23 protein-coding genes are annotated in these 23,086 nt (G+C 58.1%); 12 read left to right on the top strand and 11 right to left on the bottom strand.

The genetic code is table 11. The features are described from left to right. Positions 1–134: 134 nt before the first annotated feature. Positions 135–1,787, top strand: coding sequence for a Na/Pi cotransporter family protein (locus tag ATO67_RS04485; RefSeq protein WP_067644956.1), 1,653 nt, complete (start codon positions 135–137; stop codon positions 1,785–1,787). Position 1,788: 1 nt separating this feature from the next. On the opposite strand, the gene ATO67_RS04480 is transcribed toward ATO67_RS04485, so the two are convergent. Beyond that, complete coding sequence (locus ATO67_RS04480; RefSeq protein WP_067644954.1) at positions 1,789–2,064, bottom strand: hypothetical protein; 276 nt, start codon at positions 2,062–2,064, stop codon at positions 1,789–1,791. 122 nt (positions 2,065–2,186) lie between these two features. On the opposite strand from ATO67_RS04480, the gene hemF reads away from it, so the two are divergent. The 3 genes from hemF (at position 2,187) to ATO67_RS04465 (ending at position 3,769) form a co-directional block, all read left to right on the top strand. Then, a complete protein-coding gene (hemF, locus tag ATO67_RS04475; RefSeq protein ID WP_067644951.1) occupies positions 2,187–3,098 on the top strand; it encodes an oxygen-dependent coproporphyrinogen oxidase in 912 nt (303 codons plus the stop codon). Positions 3,099–3,220: 122 nt separating this feature from the next. Beyond that, positions 3,221–3,481 (top strand): hypothetical protein, encoded by a 261-nt coding sequence (locus ATO67_RS04470; RefSeq protein WP_067644947.1) that lies wholly within the window; start codon positions 3,221–3,223, stop codon positions 3,479–3,481. A 99-nt stretch (positions 3,482–3,580) separates the two neighbouring features. Continuing rightward, the gene (locus tag ATO67_RS04465; protein ID WP_067644944.1) at positions 3,581–3,769 is read left to right on the top strand and encodes a DUF1059 domain-containing protein; all 189 of its coding nucleotides are present in this window, start codon (positions 3,581–3,583) and stop codon (positions 3,767–3,769) included. Here ATO67_RS04465 and ATO67_RS04460 read toward each other — a convergent pair. The 3 genes from ATO67_RS04460 to ATO67_RS04450 are packed head-to-tail and all read right to left on the bottom strand — an operon-like array spanning position 3,760 to position 6,277. Then, on the bottom strand, positions 3,760–5,022 hold the full coding sequence (locus tag ATO67_RS04460; protein ID WP_067644941.1) for a CCA tRNA nucleotidyltransferase: 1,263 nt from the start codon (positions 5,020–5,022) through the stop codon (positions 3,760–3,762). The two genes, ATO67_RS04465 and ATO67_RS04460, sit on opposite strands and share 10 nt — an antisense overlap. After that, positions 5,019–5,657, bottom strand: a complete 639-nt coding sequence (locus ATO67_RS04455) for an NUDIX hydrolase (protein WP_067644937.1) — start codon at positions 5,655–5,657, stop codon at positions 5,019–5,021. Before ATO67_RS04455 ends, ATO67_RS04460 begins: the two co-directional genes overlap by 4 nt. Further along, complete coding sequence (locus ATO67_RS04450) at positions 5,654–6,277, bottom strand: DUF1285 domain-containing protein (protein ID WP_067644933.1); 624 nt, start codon at positions 6,275–6,277, stop codon at positions 5,654–5,656. Before ATO67_RS04450 ends, ATO67_RS04455 begins: the two co-directional genes overlap by 4 nt. A gap of 179 nt (positions 6,278–6,456) precedes the next feature. On the opposite strand from ATO67_RS04450, the gene ATO67_RS04445 reads away from it, so the two are divergent. The 5 genes from ATO67_RS04445 to ATO67_RS04425 are packed head-to-tail and all read left to right on the top strand — an operon-like array spanning position 6,457 to position 13,728. Then, positions 6,457–7,467 (top strand): AAA family ATPase, encoded by a 1,011-nt coding sequence (locus ATO67_RS04445; protein WP_067644930.1) that lies wholly within the window; start codon positions 6,457–6,459, stop codon positions 7,465–7,467. A 25-nt stretch (positions 7,468–7,492) separates the two neighbouring features. Then, positions 7,493–8,413, top strand: coding sequence for a DUF58 domain-containing protein (locus tag ATO67_RS04440; protein ID WP_067645604.1), 921 nt, complete (start codon positions 7,493–7,495; stop codon positions 8,411–8,413). After that, the gene (locus tag ATO67_RS04435) at positions 8,410–11,223 is read left to right on the top strand and encodes a DUF4159 domain-containing protein (RefSeq protein ID WP_067644927.1); all 2,814 of its coding nucleotides are present in this window, start codon (positions 8,410–8,412) and stop codon (positions 11,221–11,223) included. The genes ATO67_RS04440 and ATO67_RS04435 overlap by 4 nt, the downstream gene beginning before the upstream one ends. Position 11,224: 1 nt before the next feature. Continuing rightward, a complete protein-coding gene (locus ATO67_RS04430; protein ID WP_067644924.1) occupies positions 11,225–13,306 on the top strand; it encodes a hypothetical protein in 2,082 nt (693 codons plus the stop codon). After that, positions 13,306–13,728 (top strand): GNAT family N-acetyltransferase, encoded by a 423-nt coding sequence (locus tag ATO67_RS04425; protein WP_067644922.1) that lies wholly within the window; start codon positions 13,306–13,308, stop codon positions 13,726–13,728. The genes ATO67_RS04430 and ATO67_RS04425 overlap by 1 nt, the downstream gene beginning before the upstream one ends. Before the next feature lie 41 nt (positions 13,729–13,769). On the opposite strand, the gene ATO67_RS04420 is transcribed toward ATO67_RS04425, so the two are convergent. Then, entirely contained in the window at positions 13,770–14,327 is a 558-nt protein-coding gene (locus tag ATO67_RS04420; RefSeq protein WP_067644919.1) for a GNAT family N-acetyltransferase, read from the bottom strand. 292 nt (positions 14,328–14,619) lie between these two features. Between ATO67_RS04420 and ATO67_RS04415 the strand changes: the two genes are divergently transcribed. Further along, the gene (locus ATO67_RS04415; protein ID WP_067644916.1) at positions 14,620–15,612 is read left to right on the top strand and encodes a glutathione S-transferase family protein; all 993 of its coding nucleotides are present in this window, start codon (positions 14,620–14,622) and stop codon (positions 15,610–15,612) included. 2 nt (positions 15,613–15,614) lie between these two features. Here the strand turns inward: ATO67_RS04415 and ATO67_RS04410 are convergent, their stop codons facing one another. After that, positions 15,615–16,013 (bottom strand): NUDIX domain-containing protein, encoded by a 399-nt coding sequence (locus tag ATO67_RS04410; protein ID WP_082760153.1) that lies wholly within the window; start codon positions 16,011–16,013, stop codon positions 15,615–15,617. A 227-nt stretch (positions 16,014–16,240) separates the two neighbouring features. Here ATO67_RS04410 and ATO67_RS04405 point away from each other — a divergent pair, with 227 nt between their 5' ends. Then, complete coding sequence (locus ATO67_RS04405) at positions 16,241–17,206, top strand: metallophosphoesterase family protein (protein ID WP_067645602.1); 966 nt, start codon at positions 16,241–16,243, stop codon at positions 17,204–17,206. 38 nt (positions 17,207–17,244) lie between these two features. On the opposite strand, the gene ATO67_RS04400 is transcribed toward ATO67_RS04405, so the two are convergent. The 4 genes from ATO67_RS04400 to ATO67_RS04385 all read right to left on the bottom strand — a co-directional run bounded on the left by ATO67_RS04400 (position 17,245) and on the right by ATO67_RS04385 (position 21,844). After that, on the bottom strand, positions 17,245–17,616 hold the full coding sequence (locus ATO67_RS04400; RefSeq protein WP_067644913.1) for a cupin domain-containing protein: 372 nt from the start codon (positions 17,614–17,616) through the stop codon (positions 17,245–17,247). A 74-nt stretch (positions 17,617–17,690) separates the two neighbouring features. Continuing rightward, positions 17,691–18,542, bottom strand: coding sequence for an AraC family transcriptional regulator (locus ATO67_RS04395; RefSeq protein ID WP_210176104.1), 852 nt, complete (start codon positions 18,540–18,542; stop codon positions 17,691–17,693). 99 nt (positions 18,543–18,641) lie between these two features. Continuing rightward, positions 18,642–20,357: a 2-isopropylmalate synthase gene (leuA, locus tag ATO67_RS04390; RefSeq protein ID WP_067644910.1), complete on the bottom strand. Its 1,716-nt coding sequence runs from the start codon at positions 20,355–20,357 to the stop codon at positions 18,642–18,644. Positions 20,358–20,659: 302 nt separating this feature from the next. Beyond that, the gene (locus ATO67_RS04385) at positions 20,660–21,844 is read right to left on the bottom strand and encodes a benzoate/H(+) symporter BenE family transporter (protein WP_067645600.1); all 1,185 of its coding nucleotides are present in this window, start codon (positions 21,842–21,844) and stop codon (positions 20,660–20,662) included. 184 nt (positions 21,845–22,028) lie between these two features. Between ATO67_RS04385 and ATO67_RS04380 the strand changes: the two genes are divergently transcribed. Continuing rightward, a complete protein-coding gene (locus ATO67_RS04380) occupies positions 22,029–22,703 on the top strand; it encodes a spermidine synthase (RefSeq protein ID WP_067644906.1) in 675 nt (224 codons plus the stop codon). On the opposite strand, the gene ATO67_RS04375 is transcribed toward ATO67_RS04380, so the two are convergent. Then, positions 22,700–23,077: a winged helix-turn-helix transcriptional regulator gene (locus ATO67_RS04375; RefSeq protein ID WP_067644903.1), complete on the bottom strand. Its 378-nt coding sequence runs from the start codon at positions 23,075–23,077 to the stop codon at positions 22,700–22,702. The two genes, ATO67_RS04380 and ATO67_RS04375, sit on opposite strands and share 4 nt — an antisense overlap. Between the last annotated feature and the right edge of the window lie 9 nt (positions 23,078–23,086).

The raw sequence follows: 23,086 nt of genomic DNA, 5'->3' as shown, positions 1-23,086 counted from the left end.
AGGCCTATATTAATTAGCCAACTAAAGATTCCCACCTCCGTAACCTTTCCACGCATGTCGTCCGAAAGCGTATAGGTTTCGGGCAAGGAAGGGCGCTCAGACTACAAATACTGACGGAAGGAGGGCGACCAAGCATGCAATCCACCATCATCATCGTCAATCTGCTGGGCGCTGTCGCGCTTCTGCTTTTCGGCCTCGCGCAGGTCAAGGATGGCGTTACCCGCGCCTTTGGCGTCAAGTTGCGCACGGTGCTGGCGACCGGAACGAAAAGCGGTCCACGATCGCTGCTCTCCGGCTTTCTAGCCACCATCGCCCTGCAAAGCTCGACTGCGACAGCCCTAACGGTCGCGTCCTTTGCGGAACGCGATCTTATAAAGCCCCGCATGGCACAGGTCGTTCTACTGGGCGCGAATATCGGCACCGCCGTGACGGCGTGGATATTCGCCAACGGCGTCGCGTGGCTGTCACCAATGCTTATTCTCACTGGCATCGTGTTGCGCAAGGGCACCTCGACGGCGCGTCAGGGCGGCGGCACGGCTTTGGTCGGCGTTGGTTTGATGCTGCTATCGCTGCACCTGCTGAGTGCTGCGACCGAGCCGATGCGCGATTCCCCGGCTCTTGGCGCATTTATAGGGCTTCTGGATGGCGCATGGCCCGTGGCGCTTCTGCTATCGACGGTTCTGGCGTTCGTCTCCTCCTCAAGCCTTGCCGTCGTGGTCCTCATATTGTCCTTAGCATCCGCCGACATTCTGTCCACGGGGCTGATCATCGTCCTTATTCTCGGTGCCAATCTCGGCGGCGCGATACCGCCTGTGGTCGCAACGCTCTCAGCGCCCGCATCGGCCCGACGCATCACCATCGGCAATCTTATTGTGCGGACAGTTGGCTGCCTCATAGCCCTCCCACTGGCTGGATATGGAGCAATGTTTTTGCAACAGCTTCCACTGGCGCAAAACATGCTACCGGTCGATGCCCACCTGATCTTCAATCTGGCGCTGGCCACTCTGGCTTGGCCGTTTTCCGGGCTTATGTCGGAGATGATGGCAAAGATCGTGCCTGATGATCCGAAGACCGAAGAAGGCCCCCGTTTTCTCGATATCAACGCACTTGATACGCCCGTGGTGGCGTTGGCCAATGCCACACGCGAAGTTTTGGTCGTTGGCGATACCATCGAGCGTATGCTCATCCGTGCGGAGAACGCATTCAAGCATAACGATCTTGCCCCGCTGGCCGAGATCATTATGCTTGAAAAGAAAGTCGATACGCGCCAGCAGGACGTAAAGATTTATCTCTCCCAGCTTGGCCGAAAAGGGCTGGATGAAGACGATGCCCGCCGTTCAATCACCATCATCGACTACGCCATCAATCTCGAGCACATTGGCGATATCATCGAGAAGGGTCTGTGCGAACAGATCCGCAAGAAAATCCTCAACGGCTTCAAGTTTTCGGATGAGGGTTACGATGAGCTGAAAACGCTCTTCGACATGACCATCGAGAACCTGCGCGCGGCCCAGAGCATTTTCGTGACCGGCGATTTCGACCTCGCCCGCCGCCTCATGGAAATCAAGATCGATATAAGACGGCTGGAAAAGCGGTCGTCAGGACGGCATCTGGAACGTCTGCGCGATGGCTTGATGCAAAGTCTGCAAACAAGTTCGTTGCATCTGGATATGCTGCGCGACCTCAAGCGTATCAACGCTCACATTGTATCCGTCGCTCACCCCATTCTGGATCAGGGTGGCGTGCTGGGAGAAAGCCGCCTGCGGGCGACAGACAAAGCTGTGTGATCTAGTCGGCAGATGGCAGGCGGCGCATGGTAAATTCTATGTGGTCGCCTTCCAGCGGTCGCCAGCTCTCCACCTCGGTCCAGTAAGCCGCTTTTGGATACTCGTCGAACCATTCTTTCGCTTTGACGCGCGCTTCTTCCCGCGTCAGACAGAATGTCTGGCGCACGAACATACCTTGTCCGTCGTTCTTGCGTCCGCCAGCGGCACGGTTCTGCCGGTGCGCATCGAGCCTGCGTTTCAAGCCATCCAGTGGCGGCGGGCCGGTAAATTTCGCCATGACATTCACCTCTCTGTTCAAAAGATAGTGCGTGGACGCCTGCTTGGCGAGTCGAATTTGTGTCTGCCGTGCGTGGCTGCTAAACCGAAGAAAACGGAACGATTCGACCCAAGGAGATCGATATGGAACGGCCAGAACTGCCAAAAGGCTTGCCCGACGACATCGAGGACAAGAAGGCGCTGGCCCAGGCATGGTTCCAAAGCCTGCGCGACACCATCGTCACCTCCTTCGAAACCCTTGAAGACGAGTTGCAGGGCCCTCTTGCCGACCAAGAGCCCGGTCGTTTCGTGCGAAAGGAATGGCAGCGCGAAAACGGCGAAGGCGGTGGCGGCGTCATGTCGATGATGGAAGGCCGCGTCTTCGAGAAGGTCGGCGTCCATACATCCACCGTCCACGGCGAGTTTTCGCAGGAATTTCGTGGCCAGATACCGGGCGCGGAAGAAGACCCGTGTTTCTGGGCATCCGGTATTTCCCTGATCGCGCATCCCGTGAACCCCAATGTTCCAGCCGTGCACATGAACACCCGCATGGTCGTGACCTCCAGCCACTGGTTCGGTGGGGGCGCGGACTTGACGCCGGTGCTCGACAGACGCCGCACGCAGGATGATAACGACAGCCAGATTTTTCACCGTGTCTTCGAGATCACCTGCAACAGGCATGCCGTTGCGGACTACCCACGCTACAAGCAATGGTGCGATGAGTATTTCCACCTCAAGCACCGCAACGAACCACGCGGCATCGGTGGCATCTTCTTCGACTGGTTGCACCCGGACGAGGAAAAGGGAGGCTGGGACGCCAACTTCGCTTTCGTGCAGGATGTAGGGCGCGCTTTCAATCTGGCCTACCCCAAGATCGTCCGCGGCAATTTCAACCAGCCATGGACCGAAGAAGACCGCGATGAGCAACTGATTCGCCGTGGCCGCTACGTCGAATTCAATCTTCTCTACGACCGCGGCACGATTTTCGGCCTCAAGACAGGCGGCAATGTCGATTCCATCCTGTCTTCACTTCCGCCTGTGGTGCGCTGGCCCTGAAGCTCACGAAAAATTTGGCTTTTTTCGACTGTGTGAACGCCCAATTTGGAAAATTAGCTCTTATTAAAAAACAAGGCCGATGATAGTCTCCAAGCCGTTGATGGAGTGGAGGAGCTATCGTCATGACGACACCGAACAGCATGCCTATTTCCACGATTGGTCGAGACCAGTCACGGGCCATAACAACATCCGAATTGATCGATCGTCTGGCCGCAGAAATGCGTGCCACTGGAGATCGCGAACTGCCGCATTCCTTTTACGTGGAGCAGGTCAAGCGCAAGCTTGCAAACGACGCCGCCGCAAATGACGACAAGGCTGTTTCCAGTCGCGTACCGGCAGCAGCGACATCATCTGTCTTCCATTGCTGGGCGCATCCGGAATAAGGGCTGCCCGGAACATATGCCTTCCCAACCCGTTTGTTGATCATCAAAGCAGAGCTTCAAAAGGAGCTCTGCTTTGAAATTTCATAATGGGAGGCCAATATGAGACTGTTCGAATGTGGAACCCTGGTGCCGGGTTGTGAGTGGCATACACGCGCTGATGAGGATGCAGAAGTCGTACGCCGAACCGTTGAGCATTTACGACAGGCGCACGGCGAAACCGCCATCCGCGAGAATATGGTGCAGAATATCAAGAAACGTATTCACAACGAAAATAACGTTCAGGCCTGATTTTTCAACAAGGTTTCAAGCCGGGCGGTCAGCGCTGCCCGGTCGAGTGAAAAGTTGAATTCAATCCATTTTTCTTCAAGCTCACCCAAAATCTCTCCGACTTTTGGTCCAGGTGTAACCCCTGCCGATAGAACATCTGCGCCGGTCAGCGGGAAGTTTGGTTTTTCAAATTTCTGCGCACGTGACAACAAATTTGAAAAACGGGCGATCTTCTGCATGGCCGCGTCGCCTGTAGAGACGTATGCGCGAGCCGCTGCCAATGCCAGCTTAAGACGCATAACCACGCCTTCAACACCCTGTCGGTAAAGTAGACGATCAAATGCAGCATCTGTGATAGCAGGATCGACGGCCGGAGCGGACGCCCACTGTGCAAGACGCTTGGCCTCTGCTTTCGACATTCTAAGCCTTGACGTCATCGCACTCACCCGCTCTGCATCTGTCGGCACAATGGCAGATATCCGCATCAGCGCGTCCGGCTTCCAGCTAAGCGCCTGCTCGGCAGTCACCAGCCCGTGAATGGCATCGATGCCCCATTTTTCCGTTTCCGGCAGAACCTGCGCCAAAACACCGGACTGGCGCATCCACAAAAGCGCGCGCGATGGATCGTCTGCGGCCAACAGCTTCTTCATCTCGCTCCAGACGCGTTCGGCAGACAGCGTCGAAATCTTGTCCTTGGCCCGCGCACTTGCCCGCAGGCCGTCCGCATCCGGGCGTCCTGAGCCGTAATGCGCGAAGAAGCGGAAGAACCGTAAAATGCGCAGATAATCTTCGGCGATGCGCTGGTGGGCATCACCGATGAAGCGGATATTCCGTGTCTCGATATCCGCCAAGCCGTCGACGAGGTCGATCACGTCACCGGAGGTGTCGGCATAAAGCGCATTGATGGTGAGGTCCCGCCGCTCGGCGTCTTCGGTCCAGTCGGTGCCGAAGGCCACCTGCGCATGACGACCATCGGTTTCTACATCACGGCGAAGGGTGGTGACTTCGAAACCCTCGCCATCGAGAACCAGCGTCACGGTGCCATGCTCGATACCGGTTGGCACGGCCTTGATGCCAGCTTCCCTGGCGCGCTCAACAACGTCTTGCGGCGGCAGCGTCGTAGCCATATCGATATCGCCCACGGGCATGCCCATCAACGCGTTGCGCACAGCACCACCGACGATACGCGCCTCGCCGCCATCGGCATTCAAAAGCGCCAAAATCCGCTGAAGAGCCGGTTTTGAAAACCAGTCTTGTCCGGCAATGTTGCTCATGAATAGAACCTCTCGTAAATGCTGCGCATAATGCCCGCCGTAATGCCCCAAATGTAACGGTCGCCATAGGGCATTTCGTAGAAAAACCGCTCCCTCCCCTGAAACATGCGGCTACCGCGCTGGTGGTTGTCAGGGTTCATAAGAAAAGACAGCGGCACCTCGAAGACATTATCCACCTCGGTCGGGTTGAGCGTGAGATCGAAGCCGGGCTTGACCACTGACAGCACCGGCTTGATGCGGAAACCGGTACCAGAAATATAATCCGGCAATCGCCCGACGGTTTCGACATAGGAACGGGATAGACCGATTTCCTCTTCCGTCTCACGAAGTGCTGCGTCTTCCGGCGAGCGATCTTCCTTGTCAATCCCGCCACCGGGAAAGGAAATCTGGCCGGAATGCTTGCGAAGCGTTGACGTGCGCTGGGTAAAAATGACCCGCGCCTCATCGCCGTAATCCACCACCGGTACCAGCACGGCAGCATCCTTCAAACGAATGCCCTCACCTATCAGCTGCACACCGGGGTTGAGAACATGATCGCCATGATCCGCGTCCTCGCGCTCGGCAACGCCTTCGCCCTCTGAAAGCACGCGACGCCGGAAATCGGCTGCAGAAAACTCAATTACATCTGCTGTCATCGGGAAAGCGCATCCAGTTCATCGGCGGGCATCACAGGAAAAACTTCTCCACCGGACTGCACGGAAAACATCTCTTTTCTATCGATTTCAATCACTTCGCCCAGTTCCACCAGGTCATACATGACCGCACGCGAAACAAGAGCCTCAAGCCGTCCACGCACCAGAAGATAGGGCTTCAACTCCTTGTTTTCGCCGGTAATTTCGAAGCGCAAGGGATGTTCATGCCCCACTTCCACGACATCACCAACATTGGTACGAAAGGTCAGAAGCGGCGCACCATCTTTTTCGCCCACATTCATCTCCACCGCGATGAACGGCGCATCCACGACGCGGATGCCCACCTTTTCCACAGGTGTTACGAGATAGGTCTTGCCGTCCTCATCCCTACGCAAAACGGTGGAAAACAGCCGCACCAATGGCGCGCGGCCAATGGGGGTACCCATGTAAAACCATGTGCCGTCAGCCCGGATTTCCATGTCCAGATCACCACAAAAGGGCGGATTCCAGCGCTCGACAGGGGCAGGTCCTCGGCTTTTATCGCCCGTCTGTTCGGCGGCATGGGAAATCATCGCGGCCAGTCCTGCCGCGTCTGTTGCCGAATTTATCGTCTCAACCGCCATATTCGAGCCCTGCTTTGTCACCTATTGAAGTACCTGACATAGGTAACGAGATAGTCATTCGAAGGATGCTTGTCAGCGGGCAGTATGGCAATAAGCTATAGGCAGCGCGAAATCCGTCCTGTATTCGATTATTGACTGGCAGCAGACGTGAGCGGCGGCAGAGTTTTGAGGAGAGCGATATGGGCGTTATGAATACCAGCGAAACCCTCGACGAAAAGGCGATCATCGCCGCTGCCGAAAAAGCGCTGTCAGATATTGCCGCCATCAGGGCGGAAGTCTCCAAGGTCATTTTTGGTCAGGAAAAAGTGGTCCAGAACACGCTTCTCGCCATTCTTTCCGGTGGCCATACATTGCTGGTGGGCGTTCCGGGTCTGGCCAAGACCAAACTCGTTACGACGCTTGGTACCGTTTTAGGCCTGGACGCCAACCGTATCCAATTCACGCCGGACCTCATGCCATCGGATATTCTCGGCTCCGAAGTCATGGACCAAGACGAGAGCGGTCGCCGCTCGTTCCGCTTCATCAAGGGACCAATCTTTGGCCAACTGTTGATGGCCGATGAAATCAACCGCGCCAGCCCGCGCACGCAGTCTGCTCTGCTGCAGGCCATGCAGGAATATCACATTACCGTCGCTGGCCAGCGCTTCGACCTGCCCAAACCCTTTCACGTTCTCGCCACCCAGAACCCGCTGGAGCAGGAAGGCACCTACCCGCTGCCGGAAGCCCAACTCGACCGCTTTCTGCTTCAGGTGGATGTCGATTACCCTGATCTTGCCGCCGAACGTCAAATCCTGCTCGACACGACAGGCACGGCGTCGGGCGAAGCGCGCCGCGTGATCGAGGCGGATCGTCTTGTCGAAATACAGACGCTTATTCGCCAGATGCCTGTCAGCGACAAGGTGGTGGATGCCATCCTCGCATTGGTGCGCTCGGCACGCCCCGGCCATGGCAATGCGTTGACGGATAAGACTGTTGCATGGGGTCCTGGCCCTCGTGCTGGCCAGTCGCTGATGCTGACTGCCCGCGCCCGTGCGCTCTACGAAGGCCGTCTTGCGCCATCACTGGACGACATCTACGCGCTGGCGGAGCCTGTTCTGGAACACCGCATGGCTCTGACCTTTGCGGCACGCGCAGAAGGGATGTCGGTTCGCGACGTCATCGCCGGCCTCGTGGAACAGGCGAAACACTGACCATCAGGTCGGATAAGGAGTGCATGTGGCATCCATCGGCCAGATCGTAGAGCAGACTCATGGTAACGACGTGCTTGCCCGTGCGCGACAGCGTGCCGCTCTGGTGCCGGATTGCATGGTGGAAGCGAAACGCATCGCCAACACCGTGACCGCCGGTTGGCATGGCCGCCGCAAACGCGGCATCGGTGAAAACTTCTGGCAGTTCCGACCTTACGCAGACGGCGAAAGCCTGTCGCGCATAGACTGGCGCCGCTCTGCCCGCGACGACCATACCTATGTCCGTGACCGGGAATGGGAAGCGGCCCACACCATCTGGCTTTGGGCCGATCTCTCGCCATCGATGATGTTCAAGTCCACGCTCGGTTCCGTTTCCAAGGAAAGCCGTGCGCTGGTGCTGATGCTGGCGCTGGCGGAAATTCTGGCGCGATCCGGCGAGCGGATCGGCTGCCCAGGCATTATGGAGCCAGTGTCGGCGCGCAATGCCGCCGAGCGCCTCGCAACCGCCATCATGCATGCACCCGCAACCACCGGATTGCCTGACACGGCGATGATCCGCGGTTCCAGCGATCTCGTGGTCATTGGGGACTTTTTGGATGAAGCCACAACCATCATGGAGCGCTTATCGCCGTTGGCCCGGCGCGGCATGCGCGGCCATGTGGTGGAAATTGCCGACCCTGCTGAAGAAATCTTCCCCTATAGCGGTCGTACCGAATTTTCCGACCCTGAAACCGGCGAGAAGCTGACATCCGGCCGTGCCGAAACCATTCGCGATGACTACACCCGCGCCTATCTCGCACGACGTGATGCGTTGTCGTCCTCGCTTCGCCGCCTGGGCTGGAATTTCGTGTTCCATCGCACGGATCATCTCGCATCCGAAGCACTCGTCGCCATGCACATGTATCTGTCCGGCGCGCCATCTACCAGCAAGAACGGAGGCATGACATGAGCGCCCTGCCCTTCGTTTTCACCAGCCCATTTATTCTCGTCGGCCTTCTGGCGCTGCCCGCCATCTGGTGGCTGCTGCGGCTGACACCGCCGCGCCCCAAGGCGGAAGTGTTTCCGCCGCTTCGCATTCTAGCAACAGTGCTGAAGCGTGAAGAAACACCCTCCAAAAGCCCGTGGTGGCTGACGCTTTTACGCATGCTACTCGCCGCAGCTGTCATCTTCGCGCTGGCCGATCCTGTCATCAACCCACGCAACAACACGCTGGCAGGCGACGGTCCACTGGTGCTGATCGTGGATAATGGCTGGGCGTCAGCACCGGATTGGGACCGCCGTGTGCGCACGGCGCAGGCCCTGATCGGTGATGCAGAGCGGGCCGAACGCCCCGTTTCCATCACCTTCACCGCAGACCGCGACCACGATGCAGAACCCGGCACGACGGCTGCGGCACTGGAAAAACTGGCTGCCGCCAAGCCGCAACCTCTGGTGCCGGATCGCGTTCGTGCTGCCCAGTCCGTCAGCGAAGCCATGAGCGGCGCAGCGCCCGGTACATTGGCCTATATTACCGATGGCGTAGCAACACCCAACGACCAGACGGCGCTGAGCAGTCTGTCCGATATGAAATCCTCGGAGTTTCGCGTTGTAGAAGGCGATGGACAGGCCATTGCGGCGATTACAGGCGCTGATAACGGCGCTGAAACCATGACCGTTTCGCTCTCCCGTCTCGATACTACCGGCCCCGCCAACCTCATGATCAACGCGCAGGACAGTCAAGGCCGTATTCTCGCCAGCAATAACGCAACCTTCGCCCCCGGTGCGGCGGAAACCACTGCTGTCTTGAGCGCGCCCTTTGAACTTCGAAACGACTTTGCCCGCCTGTCCGTCGACCGGCTGTCCACCGCAGGCTCGGTGCACCTGCTGGATGATGGCTTCCGTCGTCGTCGTGTGGCACTGCTGGCTGGCGAAACCGGCAACGACTTCCAGCCGCTGCTCCAGCCGCTTTTCTACATCAGCCGCGCGCTTCAGCCCTATGTCGATCTGGTGCCGCAACGGCAGGCAGACCTTGCCGTCGCCATTCCCGAACTGCTGCAGTCCAATCCGTCTGTGATCGTCATGGCCGATATTGGTCGCCTGCCACAGGAAACCTATGCGCCCATCCAGCGCTGGTTGTCACGCGGTGGCACGTTGATCCGTTTTGCGGGGCCACGCCTTGCTGCGGCTCCCGCCGATGACCCACTGGTGCCAGTGACGTTGCGGCAAGGCGAACGCTCTCTAGGCGGCGCCCTGTCCTGGGCAGAGCCACAGCCGCTTGCGGATTTCCCTAACATTGGCCCCTTTGCTGGCATGCCGAAAGCGGATGGCATCCACATCAAGCGGCAGGTTTTGGCCGAACCCACACCTGATTTGGCGGAGCGCACATGGGCAAGCCTTGCCGACGGTACGCCACTGGTGACCACCCGCAACGTCGATGCGGGTCGCATCGTTCTCTTCCATGTCAGCGCCGAAGCCAGTTGGTCGGATTTGCCGATCTCGGGCCATTTCGTGGAAATGCTGCGCCGTATCGTTCAGCTTTCGCAAGTCGGCGGCTCTTCTGCCTCCGCCAACGCACCTGCTGCAGCCTTGCCGCCGTACCGCTTGCTGACTGCCACAGGTGCACTGTCGCCGGAAATCGGAGCCGCCCGTCCGCTTGAGACAAAGCCGGGCCAGCCTCCCCGCGCCAGCTTTGACAATCCGCCCGGTCTTTACGGCACCGAATCCGGCTTCGTCGCCCTCAATCTGCTGCCACCGAATGCGACGCTGCGCCCGATCGACACCGCGCTGGCGGGACCGGCAACGACCCGTGAAGGTCTTGTTGGAGAGGCCGCGAGGTCGCTGCGCCCCGCCCTCTTCATCGCGGCCCTTTTGATGCTGTTTGCCGATACTCTCATCGTTCTCTTCATGAATGGCGTCTTTTCACGCCTGCCTCGTGGCCGTTCACCAGCTGCGGCCATCCTGCTTGCCTTTACGGCGTGCCTGACGGTTTTCTCGCCGAATACGGCCCGTGCCGACGACCCGAAACCGGGTGACGAGGCCATTTTCGAGCGGCTGGACACGACACATCTGGCCTACGTCCGCACCGGTGAGGATGATGTGGACCGCATCTCGGAGCAAGGTTTGCAGGGCCTGACCGAATTCATGACATGGCGCACTACGCTGGAACCGGGCCAGCCTGTGGGGCTGGATATCTCCAAGGATGAGCTTTCCTTCTACCCCATCATCTACTGGCCGATTTCCGCGACAGCGCCTATGCCCTCCACTGCCGCGATCTCTCGGGTCGACGCCTATATGCGCGCGGGCGGGACGGTGCTTTTCGATACGCGCGACCAGTTCTCGTCTGCCGAAAACATGGGCGGCACCAGCGCCAGCGGCCAGCGCCTTCAGGAAATCCTCGCCAATGTCGATATTCCGCCGCTGGAACCCGTGCCGAAGGATCACGTCCTCACACGGTCCTTCTATCTGCTGAATAATTTTCCGGGCCGCTATGCGGGAAGCCCGCTCTGGGTGGAATCACGACAGGATGCGGCCAAAACGACCTCTGGCATTTCATCCTCCGGCGACGGCGTCTCGCCCATCATCATCACCGGCAATGATTTTGCAGGCGCATGGGCCATTGATGCCAACGGCGCACCGGTACTACCCACCGTGCCGCCGGATGAGGTGCAGCGAGAACATGCGTTCCGCACCGGCGTCAACATCATGATGTATATGCTGACAGGCAACTACAAAGCCGACCAGGTGCATGTGCCCGATATCCTCCAGCGGTTGGGGCAATAACATGACACTGACCTTCGCTCCGTTCCTGCCGTGGATCGTCATCGGCATTCTCGCCGCCGCCGCCTTCGTGCTTACCATCATAGGGCTATGGCGCGATGTGCGCGGCGCTTGGTTGCGTGGCCTGGCACTGGCCGCCCTTCTGCTGGCCATCTCCAATCCTCTTCTGACAAATGAGGAACGCGACCCACTTTCCACCATCGTTCCTGTCATTGTCGACCGCTCTCAGAGCCAGGATGTGCAGCAGCGCCCGGAACAGACGGATCAGGCGCTTGCAATTCTTAAAGAGCGGCTCGCCCGCTTCCCACGCATCGAGCCGCGTATCGTGGACGTTGAGAACGATCCGAATAGCGATGCTCCCGCAACCAACCTGTTCTCATCGCTGGCCGCCGCAGTATCCGACGTCTCGCCGTCGCGCGTCGGCGGCGCGATTTTACTCAGTGACGGCCAGATCCATGACATTCCGAATGTAACGCCCAATATCGAGCAGACGCTCGGCTTCAAAGCGCCGATCCACGGCCTGATCACGGGTCGGGCGGAGGAGTTCGACCGCCGCATTGAGGTCGTTCGCGCACCACGCTTCGGCATCGTCAACGAGCAGCAGGAACTGACCTTGCGTGTCTTCGATGATGGTCGTGCGCAGACAGGCCAGGCGGAGGTCACAGTCAAAATGAACGGCGAAGAAATCGCCAGGTTAGAGGCCACGCCCGGCCAGCCCCTGCCCTTCAGCTTCAAGGTTCCGCGTGGCGGCAACAATGTCATGGAATTTTCCGTGGCGGAGCTTCCGGGGGAAGTCACCGCCAGCAACAACCGCGCCGTTCATGTCATAGAAGGCATTCGCCAGAACCTGCGTGTTCTCTTGGTTTCCGGCGAACCCCATGCCGGGGAGCGCGCATGGCGCAACCTGCTGAAATCCGATACGTCCGTCGATCTGGTGCATTTCACCATTCTGCGCCCGCCGGAGAAGCAGGATGGCACACCCATCAACGAGTTATCACTGATCGCCTTCCCGACGCGTGAACTTTTCGTGGACAAGATCGAGGACTTCGATCTCATCATTTTCGACCGCTACCAGCATCGCGGCGTGCTGCCGATCCTCTATTATGATTACATCGCCCAATACGTCGAAAAGGGCGGCGCACTATTGATTGCCGCCGGTCCAGAACATGCTGGGCAGGATTCCATCGCCATGACGCCGCTCGCCTCGGTGCTGCCCGCGCAGCCAACCGGAGAGATGCATCAATCGGCCTTTTATCCGCGGCTATCCGAAGCAGGCAAGAAACACCCGGTCACGCGCGGCCTGGAGGGCTCCGGCGAAGAGCCCCCGAAATGGGGTCGCTGGTTCCGCACTGTCGGCGTCGAACAACCGCAGGGCCAGACCGTAATGCTGGGCGACGGACAGGACCCGCTTCTGGTTCTGAACCGTCAGGGAGAAGGCCGCGTTGCCATGTTGTTGTCCGATCAGGGTTGGCTCTGGGCGCGTGGCTTTGAAGGCGGCGGCCCGCATGTGGGTCTTTACCGCCGCATCGCCCATTGGCTGATGAAGGAACCGGAGCTTGAGGAAGAGGCGCTGACGGCACGCGCCAACGGCCGCACGCTGGAAATCACCCGCCAGACTATTGGCGATAACCCCGGCAATGCCACGGTCAAATTCCCCACCGGCAAGACCGAGACGATGGCGTTCACGCAAACGGAGCCGGGTCTTTATAAAATCGAACGCCGCATGGACGAAACCGGCCTCTACGAAATCACCAACGGTGATTTCACCACACTGGTCCATGTCGGCGCCGTCGATGCACCGGAATTCAAGGCGATGATCTCCACCACGGAGCCGCTGAAACCGGTGGTCGATGCCACGAAGGGCAGCATACATCGTGTGGTCAACGATGATGGCCGCGTCGTGCTGCCGGATATCCTGCCCGTGCGAGGCGATGTGCGCGTGGCGGACAATGACCGCATGCTCATTCGCCTGACGGATGAAACCGTGCTGAAAGGCGTCAACACGCTGCCGCTCTTTGCCGGTTTCGCAGGCCTCGCCGCCCTGCTCATGGCATTTTCCGCGCTCTGGTGGCGTGAAGGCCGGTAATGGAACCTGATATCACCATCAGTCATACGGCCGACAAAGACAGCGAAGCGGCGATATTTTCCGCCCTCAAAGCTTACAATATCGACCGTTTCGGCCCCAGTGACTGGCAAGAACTCGTCATCTCCCTGCGCGATGACGACGGTACCGTCATCGGTGGCCTCTGCGGTCACACCGCCCGCGGCTGGCTCTATACGAAGCTGCTTTTCATACCCGAAACCCTCCGTGGCAACGGCCTCGGACCCAAACTGCTTGCCATAGCGGAAGACGAAGCCCGCAAACGCGGATGCAAGGGCGCCTACATCGACACGTTGAACCCGGAGGCACTGGCGATCTATCAGAAATGCGGCTACGAAATTTTCGGCGCGATCGAGAATTTCAGCGGCATGGAGTCACTGAGTTATTTGAAGAAATCATTTATCTGATCGCGGAAAACTTACATTCGCTTTGATTGATTGCAAAGCCATCAGCCCACTGCGAGAAGAAGTGCGGGAATGGCGTCTTCGAAAACGATAGCCTCTTCGCAATTGCGCCATGCAATCTTGCCCGTCAACCGCTCGTGCGTGTCAGCGGCCAGCGGAACAATGAGAACCCGGTTCATATCGACCGGACCGGGGAAATCCAGCGCTGCATAGGCCACCTTCTCAAAACCCAACGGCATATAATATGGCGGATCGCCGATCAGGATGACGCCCTCCGAACCCTTGCGCTTCGCCGCAGCAATCGCAATCCGTACCAGCTCACGGCCGATGCCGAGATTCTTGTGGGAGGGACGCACGGCGAGAGGCCCAAGCATGTGCCCTTTGACGCCACCGGCCAGAACCGGCGTCATACGAACAGAAGCGATCGTCTCTCCATCATCGGCACAGATGTAGGAAATCGACCGGTCGTGTGGTCCCTGTTCGCGGATTCGCGCGGCGGCACGGGTGTGCCGGCCTGGGCCAAAAGCTTCTGCATTGATAAGTTCGATGATGGCGTCATGAGACGCGTCTTCGGTGAGGTAGACCAGTTCGTGCTTGGACATGAAGGGACCGGAACGTTAAATACGGATAGGACGATGTGACGGCTGCGCCGGTTAGGGCGTTCGAAGCGTCAGCGTCGTCGGAGCATCCGTGTTGCGGTCATAAAGCAGAATTCCCTCAGAATTGTGATAAACGCGGATATCAGTAAAATTAGGAGCCGTCCAGAACAAATCCTGCACTGAACTCATTCAATGATGTGAGGATGAGACGAACGCACTGTTCACTGCCTTTGGGGTTAACTTTCCGCAAAGTCATGACCTACAGTGTTTGTAGCAATACAAAGGAGAGAGCACGATGGGCATGCTGGTGGAAGGTGTTTGGAAAGACGTCTGGTACGACACAAAGGAAACCAAGGGCCACTTCAAGCGCAGCGCCTCGCAGTTTCGCAACTGGGTGACGGCAGATGGCGAGCCCGGCCCTTCCGGTACAGGCGGCTTCAAGGCTGAGAAAGATCGCTACCATCTCTATGTTTCCCTGGCCTGCCCCTGGGCACACCGCACGCTGATCTTCCGCAAGCTGAAGAAGCTGGAAGACTTCATTTCCGTTTCGGTGGTCGATCCCCTGATGCTGGAAAATGGCTGGGAATTCAAACCGGCAGATGAGCGCACGCCGGGCGCAACGGAGGACCATCTCTTCGGCTCTTCGGCCATGTGGCAGGTCTATACAAAGGCAGACCCGCAATATTCCGGTCGTGTTACCGTCCCTGTTTTGTGGGACAAGCAGCAGAACACCATCGTCTCCAACGAATCTGCGGACATCATCCGCATGTTCAATAGCGCTTTCGATGACCTGACCGGATCAACGAAGGATTATTACCCCGAAGCCCTGCGCGCCGAGATCGATGCCCTCAACGACCAGATCTACGACACCGTAAACAACGGCGTCTACAAGGCGGGCTTCGCCACCACCCAGGAAGCCTATGAGGAAAGCGCTATCAAGATTTTCGAGACGCTGGACGCCTTGGAAGAGCGCCTAGTCGACAAGCGCTTCTTGCTCGGCTCGCAGCAGACGGAAGCGGACTGGCGGCTGTTCACCACATTGGTTCGTTTCGACCCCGTCTATGTCGGCCATTTCAAATGCAACATTCGCCGCATCCACGATTACCCGAACCTGACTGGCTATCTGCGTGATCTCTACCAGACATCAGGCATACCGGAGACGGTCAATATCCGCCACATCAAGGAACATTATTACCGCAGCCACAAGACCATCAACCCGACCGGTATTGTGCCCATCGGCCCTGAACTCGAACTGGAAAGAGCGCATGATCGGGAACGGTTGCGCTGACGCTACCAGTAATCATCCGGTGGCACCTTGCCTGCCAACTCCGCAAGCCGCCTGCATGTGGCGGGCGTCGTGCCATCGGGTAACGCATCCAGCGGAAAAAATCCGCTTTCGCTAATTTCGCGGTCCGGCACCTTTGCTTCGGTCTGCGTCACCTCGAGGCGATAGAACATCACATGGTCGCGGTCGCTGGTGCGGTTGTTGAAATAAACATGGATAAGCTGCGGCGTGGATGTGGCGAAGAGGTTTCCCTCCTCACGGATTTCCTTGTGAAGCGCTTGCGACCCCGTCTCGCCACGCTCCAAACCACCACCGGGCATATGCCAGCCCGGAACATAGGTATGCCGAACCAGAAACACATAGCCCCGCGTATCGAAACAGGCGGCGCGGACGCCCATCGTCATGCCTCGGCTCCAAAAGAAAAACGTGTGCAGCAAACGTTTGACAACATTCCGAAGCACGCGCCGGAACCCTTCGCCCCGCCCATGGTTGTCACTCAAGTCTCAACTCTCCGTCAACTTGTACCGAATACACCAGATACTGCTTCACACTTCGACGTCAGCGCTTATCCCTTTGAAAAATCGAGGTTTCGCATTGTACGCTCCAACATGGATAGATTATGTCTGAACGCATGTTCACACTTGCCCACATCTCCGATATCCATCTCGGCCCGCTGCCCAAGCTCACCTTCCGCGAGCTTGCATCCAAGCGCATCCTCGGCTTTGTGAACTGGCGTCTTAACCGCCGCAAGCACCTTTTCAGCGATACGCTGGAAAAGGTGGTCGATGATATGGAAAGTAAGGCGCCAGACCACATTGCCATCACCGGTGACCTGGTCAATCTGGCAACCGGAATTGAAATCCGCGCCGCAGCTGACTGGCTGGAGGAAATTGGCGATCCTTTGAAGGTCTCCGTCGTGCCGGGCAATCATGACGCCTATGTTCCCGGCGCGCATGACAAGGCGATGGCTGCCTGGTATCCCTTCGTGCGTGGTGATGGCGACAAGGAAAACTGGGACGAAGACCGCAAGATTTTTCCGTATATGCGGGTGCGCGGACCGGTCGCCATGATCGGCTGCTCGACATCCATTGCCACCCCGCCCTTTTCCGCCACCGGCTATTTCGGCCGCAGACAGGCGCGCGCGACGGCGGAATTGCTGCGCAAGGCGGGTGAACAGGGCCTGTTTCGTGTGGTGATGATCCACCACCCGCCAATCCGGGGCGCGGCGGCCACGCACAAACGCATGATCGGCATTCGCCGCTTTGCCGCAGCCATTGGCACGGGCGGCGCAGAACTTGTTCTGCACGGCCACACGCATCTCAACACCGTCTACTGGCTCAACACCCATCGCGGACGCGACCACACGCCTGTCGTCTGCATCGCCTCAACCAGCCAAGGCCCCGGTGGCAAAAAACCGCGCGCGGGGTACAACCTTTTCCACATCGACGGTGGCCCCGGCACATGGAACGTGACCTGCGAACGCTTTGGCCTCAACGAAAAAGGTACCGGCGTGGAGCTGGAGGACGTGCGGGTATTCTACAACAACGGTAAACCGCTCGGTTTCAGCAATCCGGTGGAGCAAAGCGAGGAAGAGTGAGCGTCGAGTAAAATCCCGACGCTCCACAGCAAAGACGATTAGATCCAAACGTCGTTTTGCGCCGTGCGATCCCCGCCTGTGTGCCCGGTATTGAGAACACCACGCGGCTCGATCAGAAGCAGATGGACCTCATGTTCCGCATAGGGTTTGTGCTCCACACCCTTGGGAACGACAAGCATTTCGCCCGGACCAATCGATACCGTGCCGTCGCGAAAATCGATCCGCAACTGACCATTTAGGACGATAAACGTCTCGTCCGTTTCCGGGTGGTCATGCCAGATGAAATCTCCCTCGATGCGCACGATCTTGAATTGATAATCGTTCATTTCGGCTATGACGCGCGGCTGCCAAAAGGCTGTTATCTTTGAGAGTTTGTCCGCGAAATTGACAGACTGATATTGTTTTTCCATCGTTCGATTGCTCCTTGGTTGAATAGGAGCAATCTAAGCGCATCACTGTCGGCAATATTGAACGATCGTGCAAATCAGCGTTGGGTCAACGTCATCTTGCGCCACTGAGCGGGCGTCATGCCGAAGGTGTTACGAAAATGCCGGGTCAGGTGCGCCTGGTCGGCAAATCCGACATCCAACGCGACCTGAACAAGTGATTGCCCCTCGACAATACGCGCCTTGGCATGATCCAGACGACGTAGCGTCAGATAACGGTAAGGGCTGGTGCCGAACACTGTCCTGAAATCGCGAGACAACTTCCAACGATCCTGCCCGGTAAGCGTTTCCAGTTGCTCAAGGGAAACCACCTGACCATTTGAATGTCGAAGATAATCGCGAGCCTTATCCGCCGCGTGGTAGTCGGGCAGCGAAATTCCTCGCCTGCCACTGGGAGGCCCGGCGGCTTTCAGCCCTGCAGCGATTTCGTAGATCGCATCATCGAACTGCAAGGTCTCCAGCGGCTCGCTGATATGTGCAAAAATGCGATCAATCGCCTTCAGCAACTGCGGATTGCTCGTGACGCCAGCGGGAATGAATGGCAGTGCATGACCATGCCCCAAGGCATTCTGTACAAGAAGCGGGTCCAGATAGATCATCTGATAATGGAAGCCATCCTCCGTGCCTGCCTGCCCATCATGCAATTCGTCTGGATAAAGCACCATGACCGTCCCGGGCACCCCGGCACTCCCCTCGCCGCGATATTGAAACCGCTGCACGCCGGATATTGTGCGGCCTATCGCATAGGTATCATGCCGATGTGGCTGATAGGCAGGGCCTGAGAAGAAGGCCTCTATCCGTTCGCAACCTTCCATTCCGGAAGCGAGATTGATCCACCCAGACGCAACGGGAGCAGATAAATCGCTGACGACACCCAGTCCCGACTGCAATGGTGAATGCTCCCAAGATAGATGTCTTCGATGAGTCTCTGTAAAATCTTCGACCTCAGCAGAGTGCATCTGCTGAGGTCGACAGGGGTGACGTTCAGGTCAGGCCTTTGCTGCCCGCTCCTCCAACACACGGTTGGCAGCTGATACGATCGCCTCCAGCGAAGCTGCCACGATGTTCGTGTTGATACCCGCACCAAACAGCTTGCCGCCAGGATGCTCCATCTCGACATAGGCGATGGCCGAGGCGTTGGAACCGTGTTGCAGCGAGTGCTCTGAGTAATCGTTGACCGACAGATCAATGCCGAGATAGGTCGACAGAGCGTTAATGAAGCCGTCGATTGGGCCGGTTCCCTTGCCCTCGATGCGCTTGATCTCGCCGTTGTCGGTGATTTCGGCGGCAACCACGCGCACACCCCGGAAGTCACCAGCCGGATAGGTGTGGTGATCCACAAATTTGATGCGGGCGTTGGGCTGCGTCACATATTGTTCGATGAAGCGGTCGTGGATGCGCTTGGCGGGCAGTTCTACACCTTCTTCATCGGTAATGCGCTGAATTTCCTCGCGGAATTCCACCTGCAGATTGCGCGGCAGGTTGATGCCGTAATCCTGCTGGAGAATATAGGCGATGCCACCCTTGCCGGACTGCGAATTGATGCGGATGATCGCCTCGTAGGAGCGCCCGACATCTTTCGGATCGATGGGCAGATAAGGCACTTCCCACACCGGATGATTGGCAACCTTGATCGCCTTCATGCCCTTGTTGATCGCGTCCTGATGCGAGCCGGAAAACGCCGTATAAACCAGTTCACCGACATAAGGGTGGCGCTCTGGGATCGTCATCTCGTTGGAGTACTCGTAGACTGACTTGATGTGTTCGATATCGCGGCAATTGAGTTCAGGATCGACACCCTGCGTGTACATATTCAGCGCCAACGTGACGACGTCCACGTTACCCGTGCGTTCGCCATTCCCGAACAATGTGCCTTCCACGCGGTCGGCGCCCGCCATCAGGCCCAGTTCTGTTGCGGCGATGCCGGTGCCACGGTCGTTGTGGGGATGCAGCGAAATGATGACGTTTTCGCGGTTGTCGATGTTGCGGCACATCCACTCGATCTGGTCGGCATAGATGTTGGGCGTGGCCATCTCCACTGTCGAAGGCAGGTTCAGGATCAGCTTGTTATCCGCCGTGGGCTTCACAACCTCAACCACCGCGTTGCATATCTCAAGTGCTACTTCCAGCTCGGTACCGGTGAAGCTTTCCGGCGAATATTCGAAGCGGTAACCACCACCGGCCTTGGCGGCCATATCGGTGATCATCTTGGCCGCATCGACCGCAATCTGCTTGATACCAGGCACGTCCTTGGCGAACACCACGCGGCGCTGCAATTCGGAGGTGGAATTGTAGAAGTGGATGATCGGGTTCTTGGCACCTTCCAGCGATTCGAAGGTGCGGGTAATCAGTTCCGGGCGGCACTGAACCAGCACCTGCAAGGAAACGTCTTCCGGCACGCCACCCTGTTCCACGCACCAGCGCGCGAAGTCGAAATCCGTCTGGGAAGCGGATGGGAAACCGATCTCGATTTCCTTGAAACCCATTTCCAGCAACAGCTTGAACATGCGCGCCTTGCGATCATGCCCCATGGGATTAACCAGCGACTGGTTGCCATCACGCAAATCCACCGAACACCAGATTGGTGCCTTGTCGATGGTTTTCGAGGGCCATGTCCGGTCCTTGATATCGATCACAGGGTATGGGCGATACTTCACGTTCGCGTCCGGCATACCCTTGGAAATATGAGAGGTCTTGGCGTCCATAATCTTGCTCCTTCCACGCATCGCGGCTGAAAAAGCCTTGTGCTAATTCGCGCCCAAACGGGCCTTAAATCCAGTATAAAGTGAGATTTCGAGTTGAGGAGCGTTCGCACCAGCGGGCTTTCGGCCGCCGGGCGCTCCTCACTGGACCCGGCAACCGCGTGTAAGGTCGAGGCTAAGAAGCGAGAGTGCACCGCATGGGCAAGCCTTCGCAGAAATCTGCGCGGTCATGCCAAAAATGGTTGCGGTGCGATTGGTCATAGAAAAGCTTATAAGCGGCGAAATTTTTGGTTGCAAGTCCATCTTCAACTTTTCATTCGTTTCACAAAACTCGTCAGCGCCATCATCAAACCACCACCGATCAGCCCCCAAAAGGCGCCTGATATGCCGCCGAACGACAGGCCGGAGGCCGTGATGAGGAAGGTGATGGCAGCGGCTTCGCGGGTTTCGGGGTCTTTGAAGGCAGCAACAGCTGAGCCGGAGAAGGCACCGACCAAAGCCAGGCCCGCAACCGCCTGAATGAGAATCGGCGGGGCGAGTGCCACAAACGCGGTGACCACACCTGCTAGCAGCCCGAAAATCACGTAGCCGACACCGCTGACGATAACCGCCCAGTAACGACGCTTGGGGTCTGGGTGGGCGTCTTCGCCCGCGCACATGGCGGCGGTGATGGCGGCGAGGTTGACGGCATGACCACCAAAGGGCGCAGCGAGCAGCGAGAAAAGGCCGGTTGTGGCAAACAGCTGCCCCGGCTGCGGATCGTAATTGTTGACCTTCAGAACGGCGATGCCGGGAATATTCTGCGAGGCCATGGTCACGATGAACAGCGGCAGCGCAATCGATATCAGGGCTTGCAGGTTGAACACCGGCATGACGAATTCCATAGGCGGAGCCAGTGATTGCGCGATGCTATCCAAAGCATCGGCTGGAATATCGACGCCAAAAATCATCACCAGAACGAAAGCGGCAAGAGCTGCAGGCACGGCAAACAGACGCTTGAAAGCACCGACGATGATCCATGCCAGAATGATCGGCAGGCCAAGCGCGGGGTTGAAACCGATGGCCTTGATGGGCGCAAAGCATAGACCGATGATGACACCTGCCAGCATGGCGTTGGCAAGCGGCGTCGGAATGGAGGCAACCGCCCGCCCGAGCGGCCTGAACAGACCGGCGATGATGATCAGCACCGAACAGATGATAAAGGCGCCCACGGCTGCCGAAAAGCCGCCCTCGATCACCCCCGTCGTCGCCAGAAGCGCGCCACCCGGTGTAGACCACGCAATGCTGATGGGAAGCCGCGTTTTGGCGGATAGAACGATAGCGCAGATACCGACGGAAACCGACAGCGCCATCAGCCCGGATGCAGCCTCGAAATCCGTTGCGCCGACACCCTTCAAACCTTGCAGCACCACGGCGAAGGAGCTCGCGAACCCGACGAAAGCCGTGAGCAAGCCCATGAACAGGCTTTGGAGAGAAAAATCTTTTAACATGGCTGGGCTCTGGCAGAGGGAAAAGTCGATCATCATTCCAGATCAAAAAACGCCCACGCTGGCAAGGTTGCTTTGAGCGGCTAACGTACGCACGTTGAGTTGTGCGCAGCATTCTCATGCCCTGCCCTGTTGTTCTCACCAGCACGCCCGTGTAAACCCTCGCCATCAACCAGCGAGATATCAAATGCTTCCTTGGATAGAACTGGACCGAGCAGCCATACCCGGCGATGGCACCGAACTGCGCCTGAAGCAGCGCGGCCAGGAATTCTCCATCATGCTGGGCGCAAATGAGCTGATGAACAGCCGGTTGAGCGGTTCCGAAGAGGCCCTGGCGACGCTCTCCTGTGAACGCATTGCCGGACGTGCGAACCAGACCATGCTGATCGGCGGGCTTGGCATGGGTTTTACCTTGCGTGCCGCGCTTGCTGTTTTGCCTTCCGACGCCCACGTCACCGTCGCAGAACTCGTCCCAGCCGTTGTGGAATGGGCGCGCGGCCCTATGGCCGATCTGCACAAGGGCACGCTGGATGATGCCCGCGTTGACATTCATGTCGGCGATGTCGGTGCGCTTATCCGCTCGAAAAAGGCCGTCTATGACGCCATTCTGCTGGATGTCGACAATGGCCCCGATGGCCTCTCGCGCCCGTCCAATGACAGCCTCTATGATCGCGATGGTTTAGAAGCCGCCAGAACAGCTTTGCGCCCGAAAGGCGTACTGGCCGTGTGGTCATCCGGGCCGGATGCTGCCTTCACTCGCCGCTTGCGACAGGCGGGCTTTGCGACAGATGAGGTGAGCGTTCGCGCCAATGGCAAGCGCGGCGGTGCGCGGCATACGCTCTGGTTGGCGGCCAAGGCTTAACGCCTTGACGTGGACCGCTCTCCCAACGCGTCCAACGCATCGGCATTATCCCGCCCCCAGGCATAGAGCATTTCCACCGGCTCGATAAACCGGTTTCCGAGCGGTGTAAGGCAGTATTCAACGGAAGGCGGTCTGGTCGCATGGACGTGGCGTGTCACCAGTCCGGTGCGCTCCATTTCCTTCAACGTCTGCGTCAGCATCTTCTTGGAAATCCCCGGCAGGCTGCGTTCCAACACACCTGTGCGGGCGGTGCCCTGATGCAGGGTATGCAGCGTGTGCAAGATCATGCTCGTCCATTTGGTCGAGAACAGTTCCAACACACGTCTGGGCGCACAATCCTCGCGCCATTCCGCTTCATGGCTTCCCGGTTTCATCGTGGTCAC

This window comes from Agrobacterium bohemicum (assembly GCF_001562555.1).
In the GTDB taxonomy this organism is placed as follows: Bacteria; Pseudomonadota; Alphaproteobacteria; order Rhizobiales; family Rhizobiaceae; genus Agrobacterium; species Agrobacterium bohemicum.
This window is presented reverse-complemented; position numbering and strand designations above follow the sequence as displayed.

Bases quoted from the DNA above. Each gene is read 5' to 3' on its own strand.
- ATO67_RS04485 (WP_067644956.1), top strand. From the start codon at position 135: ATGCAATCCACCATCATCATCGTCAATCTGCTGGGCGCTGTCGCGCTT.
- ATO67_RS04480 (WP_067644954.1), bottom strand. From the start codon at position 2,064: ATGGCGAAATTTACCGGCCCGCCGCCACTGGATGGCTTGAAACGCAGG.
- hemF (WP_067644951.1), top strand. From the start codon at position 2,187: ATGGAACGGCCAGAACTGCCAAAAGGCTTGCCCGACGACATCGAGGAC.
- ATO67_RS04470 (WP_067644947.1), top strand. From the start codon at position 3,221: ATGACGACACCGAACAGCATGCCTATTTCCACGATTGGTCGAGACCAG.
- ATO67_RS04465 (WP_067644944.1), top strand. From the start codon at position 3,581: ATGAGACTGTTCGAATGTGGAACCCTGGTGCCGGGTTGTGAGTGGCAT.
- ATO67_RS04460 (WP_067644941.1), bottom strand. From the start codon at position 5,022: ATGAGCAACATTGCCGGACAAGACTGGTTTTCAAAACCGGCTCTTCAG.
- ATO67_RS04455 (WP_067644937.1), bottom strand. From the start codon at position 5,657: ATGACAGCAGATGTAATTGAGTTTTCTGCAGCCGATTTCCGGCGTCGC.
- ATO67_RS04450 (WP_067644933.1), bottom strand. From the start codon at position 6,277: ATGGCGGTTGAGACGATAAATTCGGCAACAGACGCGGCAGGACTGGCC.
- ATO67_RS04445 (WP_067644930.1), top strand. From the start codon at position 6,457: ATGGGCGTTATGAATACCAGCGAAACCCTCGACGAAAAGGCGATCATC.
- ATO67_RS04435 (WP_067644927.1), top strand. From the start codon at position 8,410: ATGAGCGCCCTGCCCTTCGTTTTCACCAGCCCATTTATTCTCGTCGGC.
- ATO67_RS04430 (WP_067644924.1), top strand. From the start codon at position 11,225: ATGACACTGACCTTCGCTCCGTTCCTGCCGTGGATCGTCATCGGCATT.
- ATO67_RS04425 (WP_067644922.1), top strand. From the start codon at position 13,306: ATGGAACCTGATATCACCATCAGTCATACGGCCGACAAAGACAGCGAA.
- ATO67_RS04420 (WP_067644919.1), bottom strand. From the start codon at position 14,327: ATGTCCAAGCACGAACTGGTCTACCTCACCGAAGACGCGTCTCATGAC.
- ATO67_RS04415 (WP_067644916.1), top strand. From the start codon at position 14,620: ATGGGCATGCTGGTGGAAGGTGTTTGGAAAGACGTCTGGTACGACACA.
- ATO67_RS04410 (WP_082760153.1), bottom strand. From the start codon at position 16,013: ATGACGATGGGCGTCCGCGCCGCCTGTTTCGATACGCGGGGCTATGTG.
- ATO67_RS04405 (WP_067645602.1), top strand. From the start codon at position 16,241: ATGTTCACACTTGCCCACATCTCCGATATCCATCTCGGCCCGCTGCCC.
- ATO67_RS04400 (WP_067644913.1), bottom strand. From the start codon at position 17,616: ATGGAAAAACAATATCAGTCTGTCAATTTCGCGGACAAACTCTCAAAG.
- leuA (WP_067644910.1), bottom strand. From the start codon at position 20,357: ATGGACGCCAAGACCTCTCATATTTCCAAGGGTATGCCGGACGCGAAC.
- ATO67_RS04385 (WP_067645600.1), bottom strand. From the start codon at position 21,844: ATGTTAAAAGATTTTTCTCTCCAAAGCCTGTTCATGGGCTTGCTCACG.
- ATO67_RS04380 (WP_067644906.1), top strand. From the start codon at position 22,029: ATGCTTCCTTGGATAGAACTGGACCGAGCAGCCATACCCGGCGATGGC.
- ATO67_RS04375 (WP_067644903.1), bottom strand. From the start codon at position 23,077: ATGAAACCGGGAAGCCATGAAGCGGAATGGCGCGAGGATTGTGCGCCC.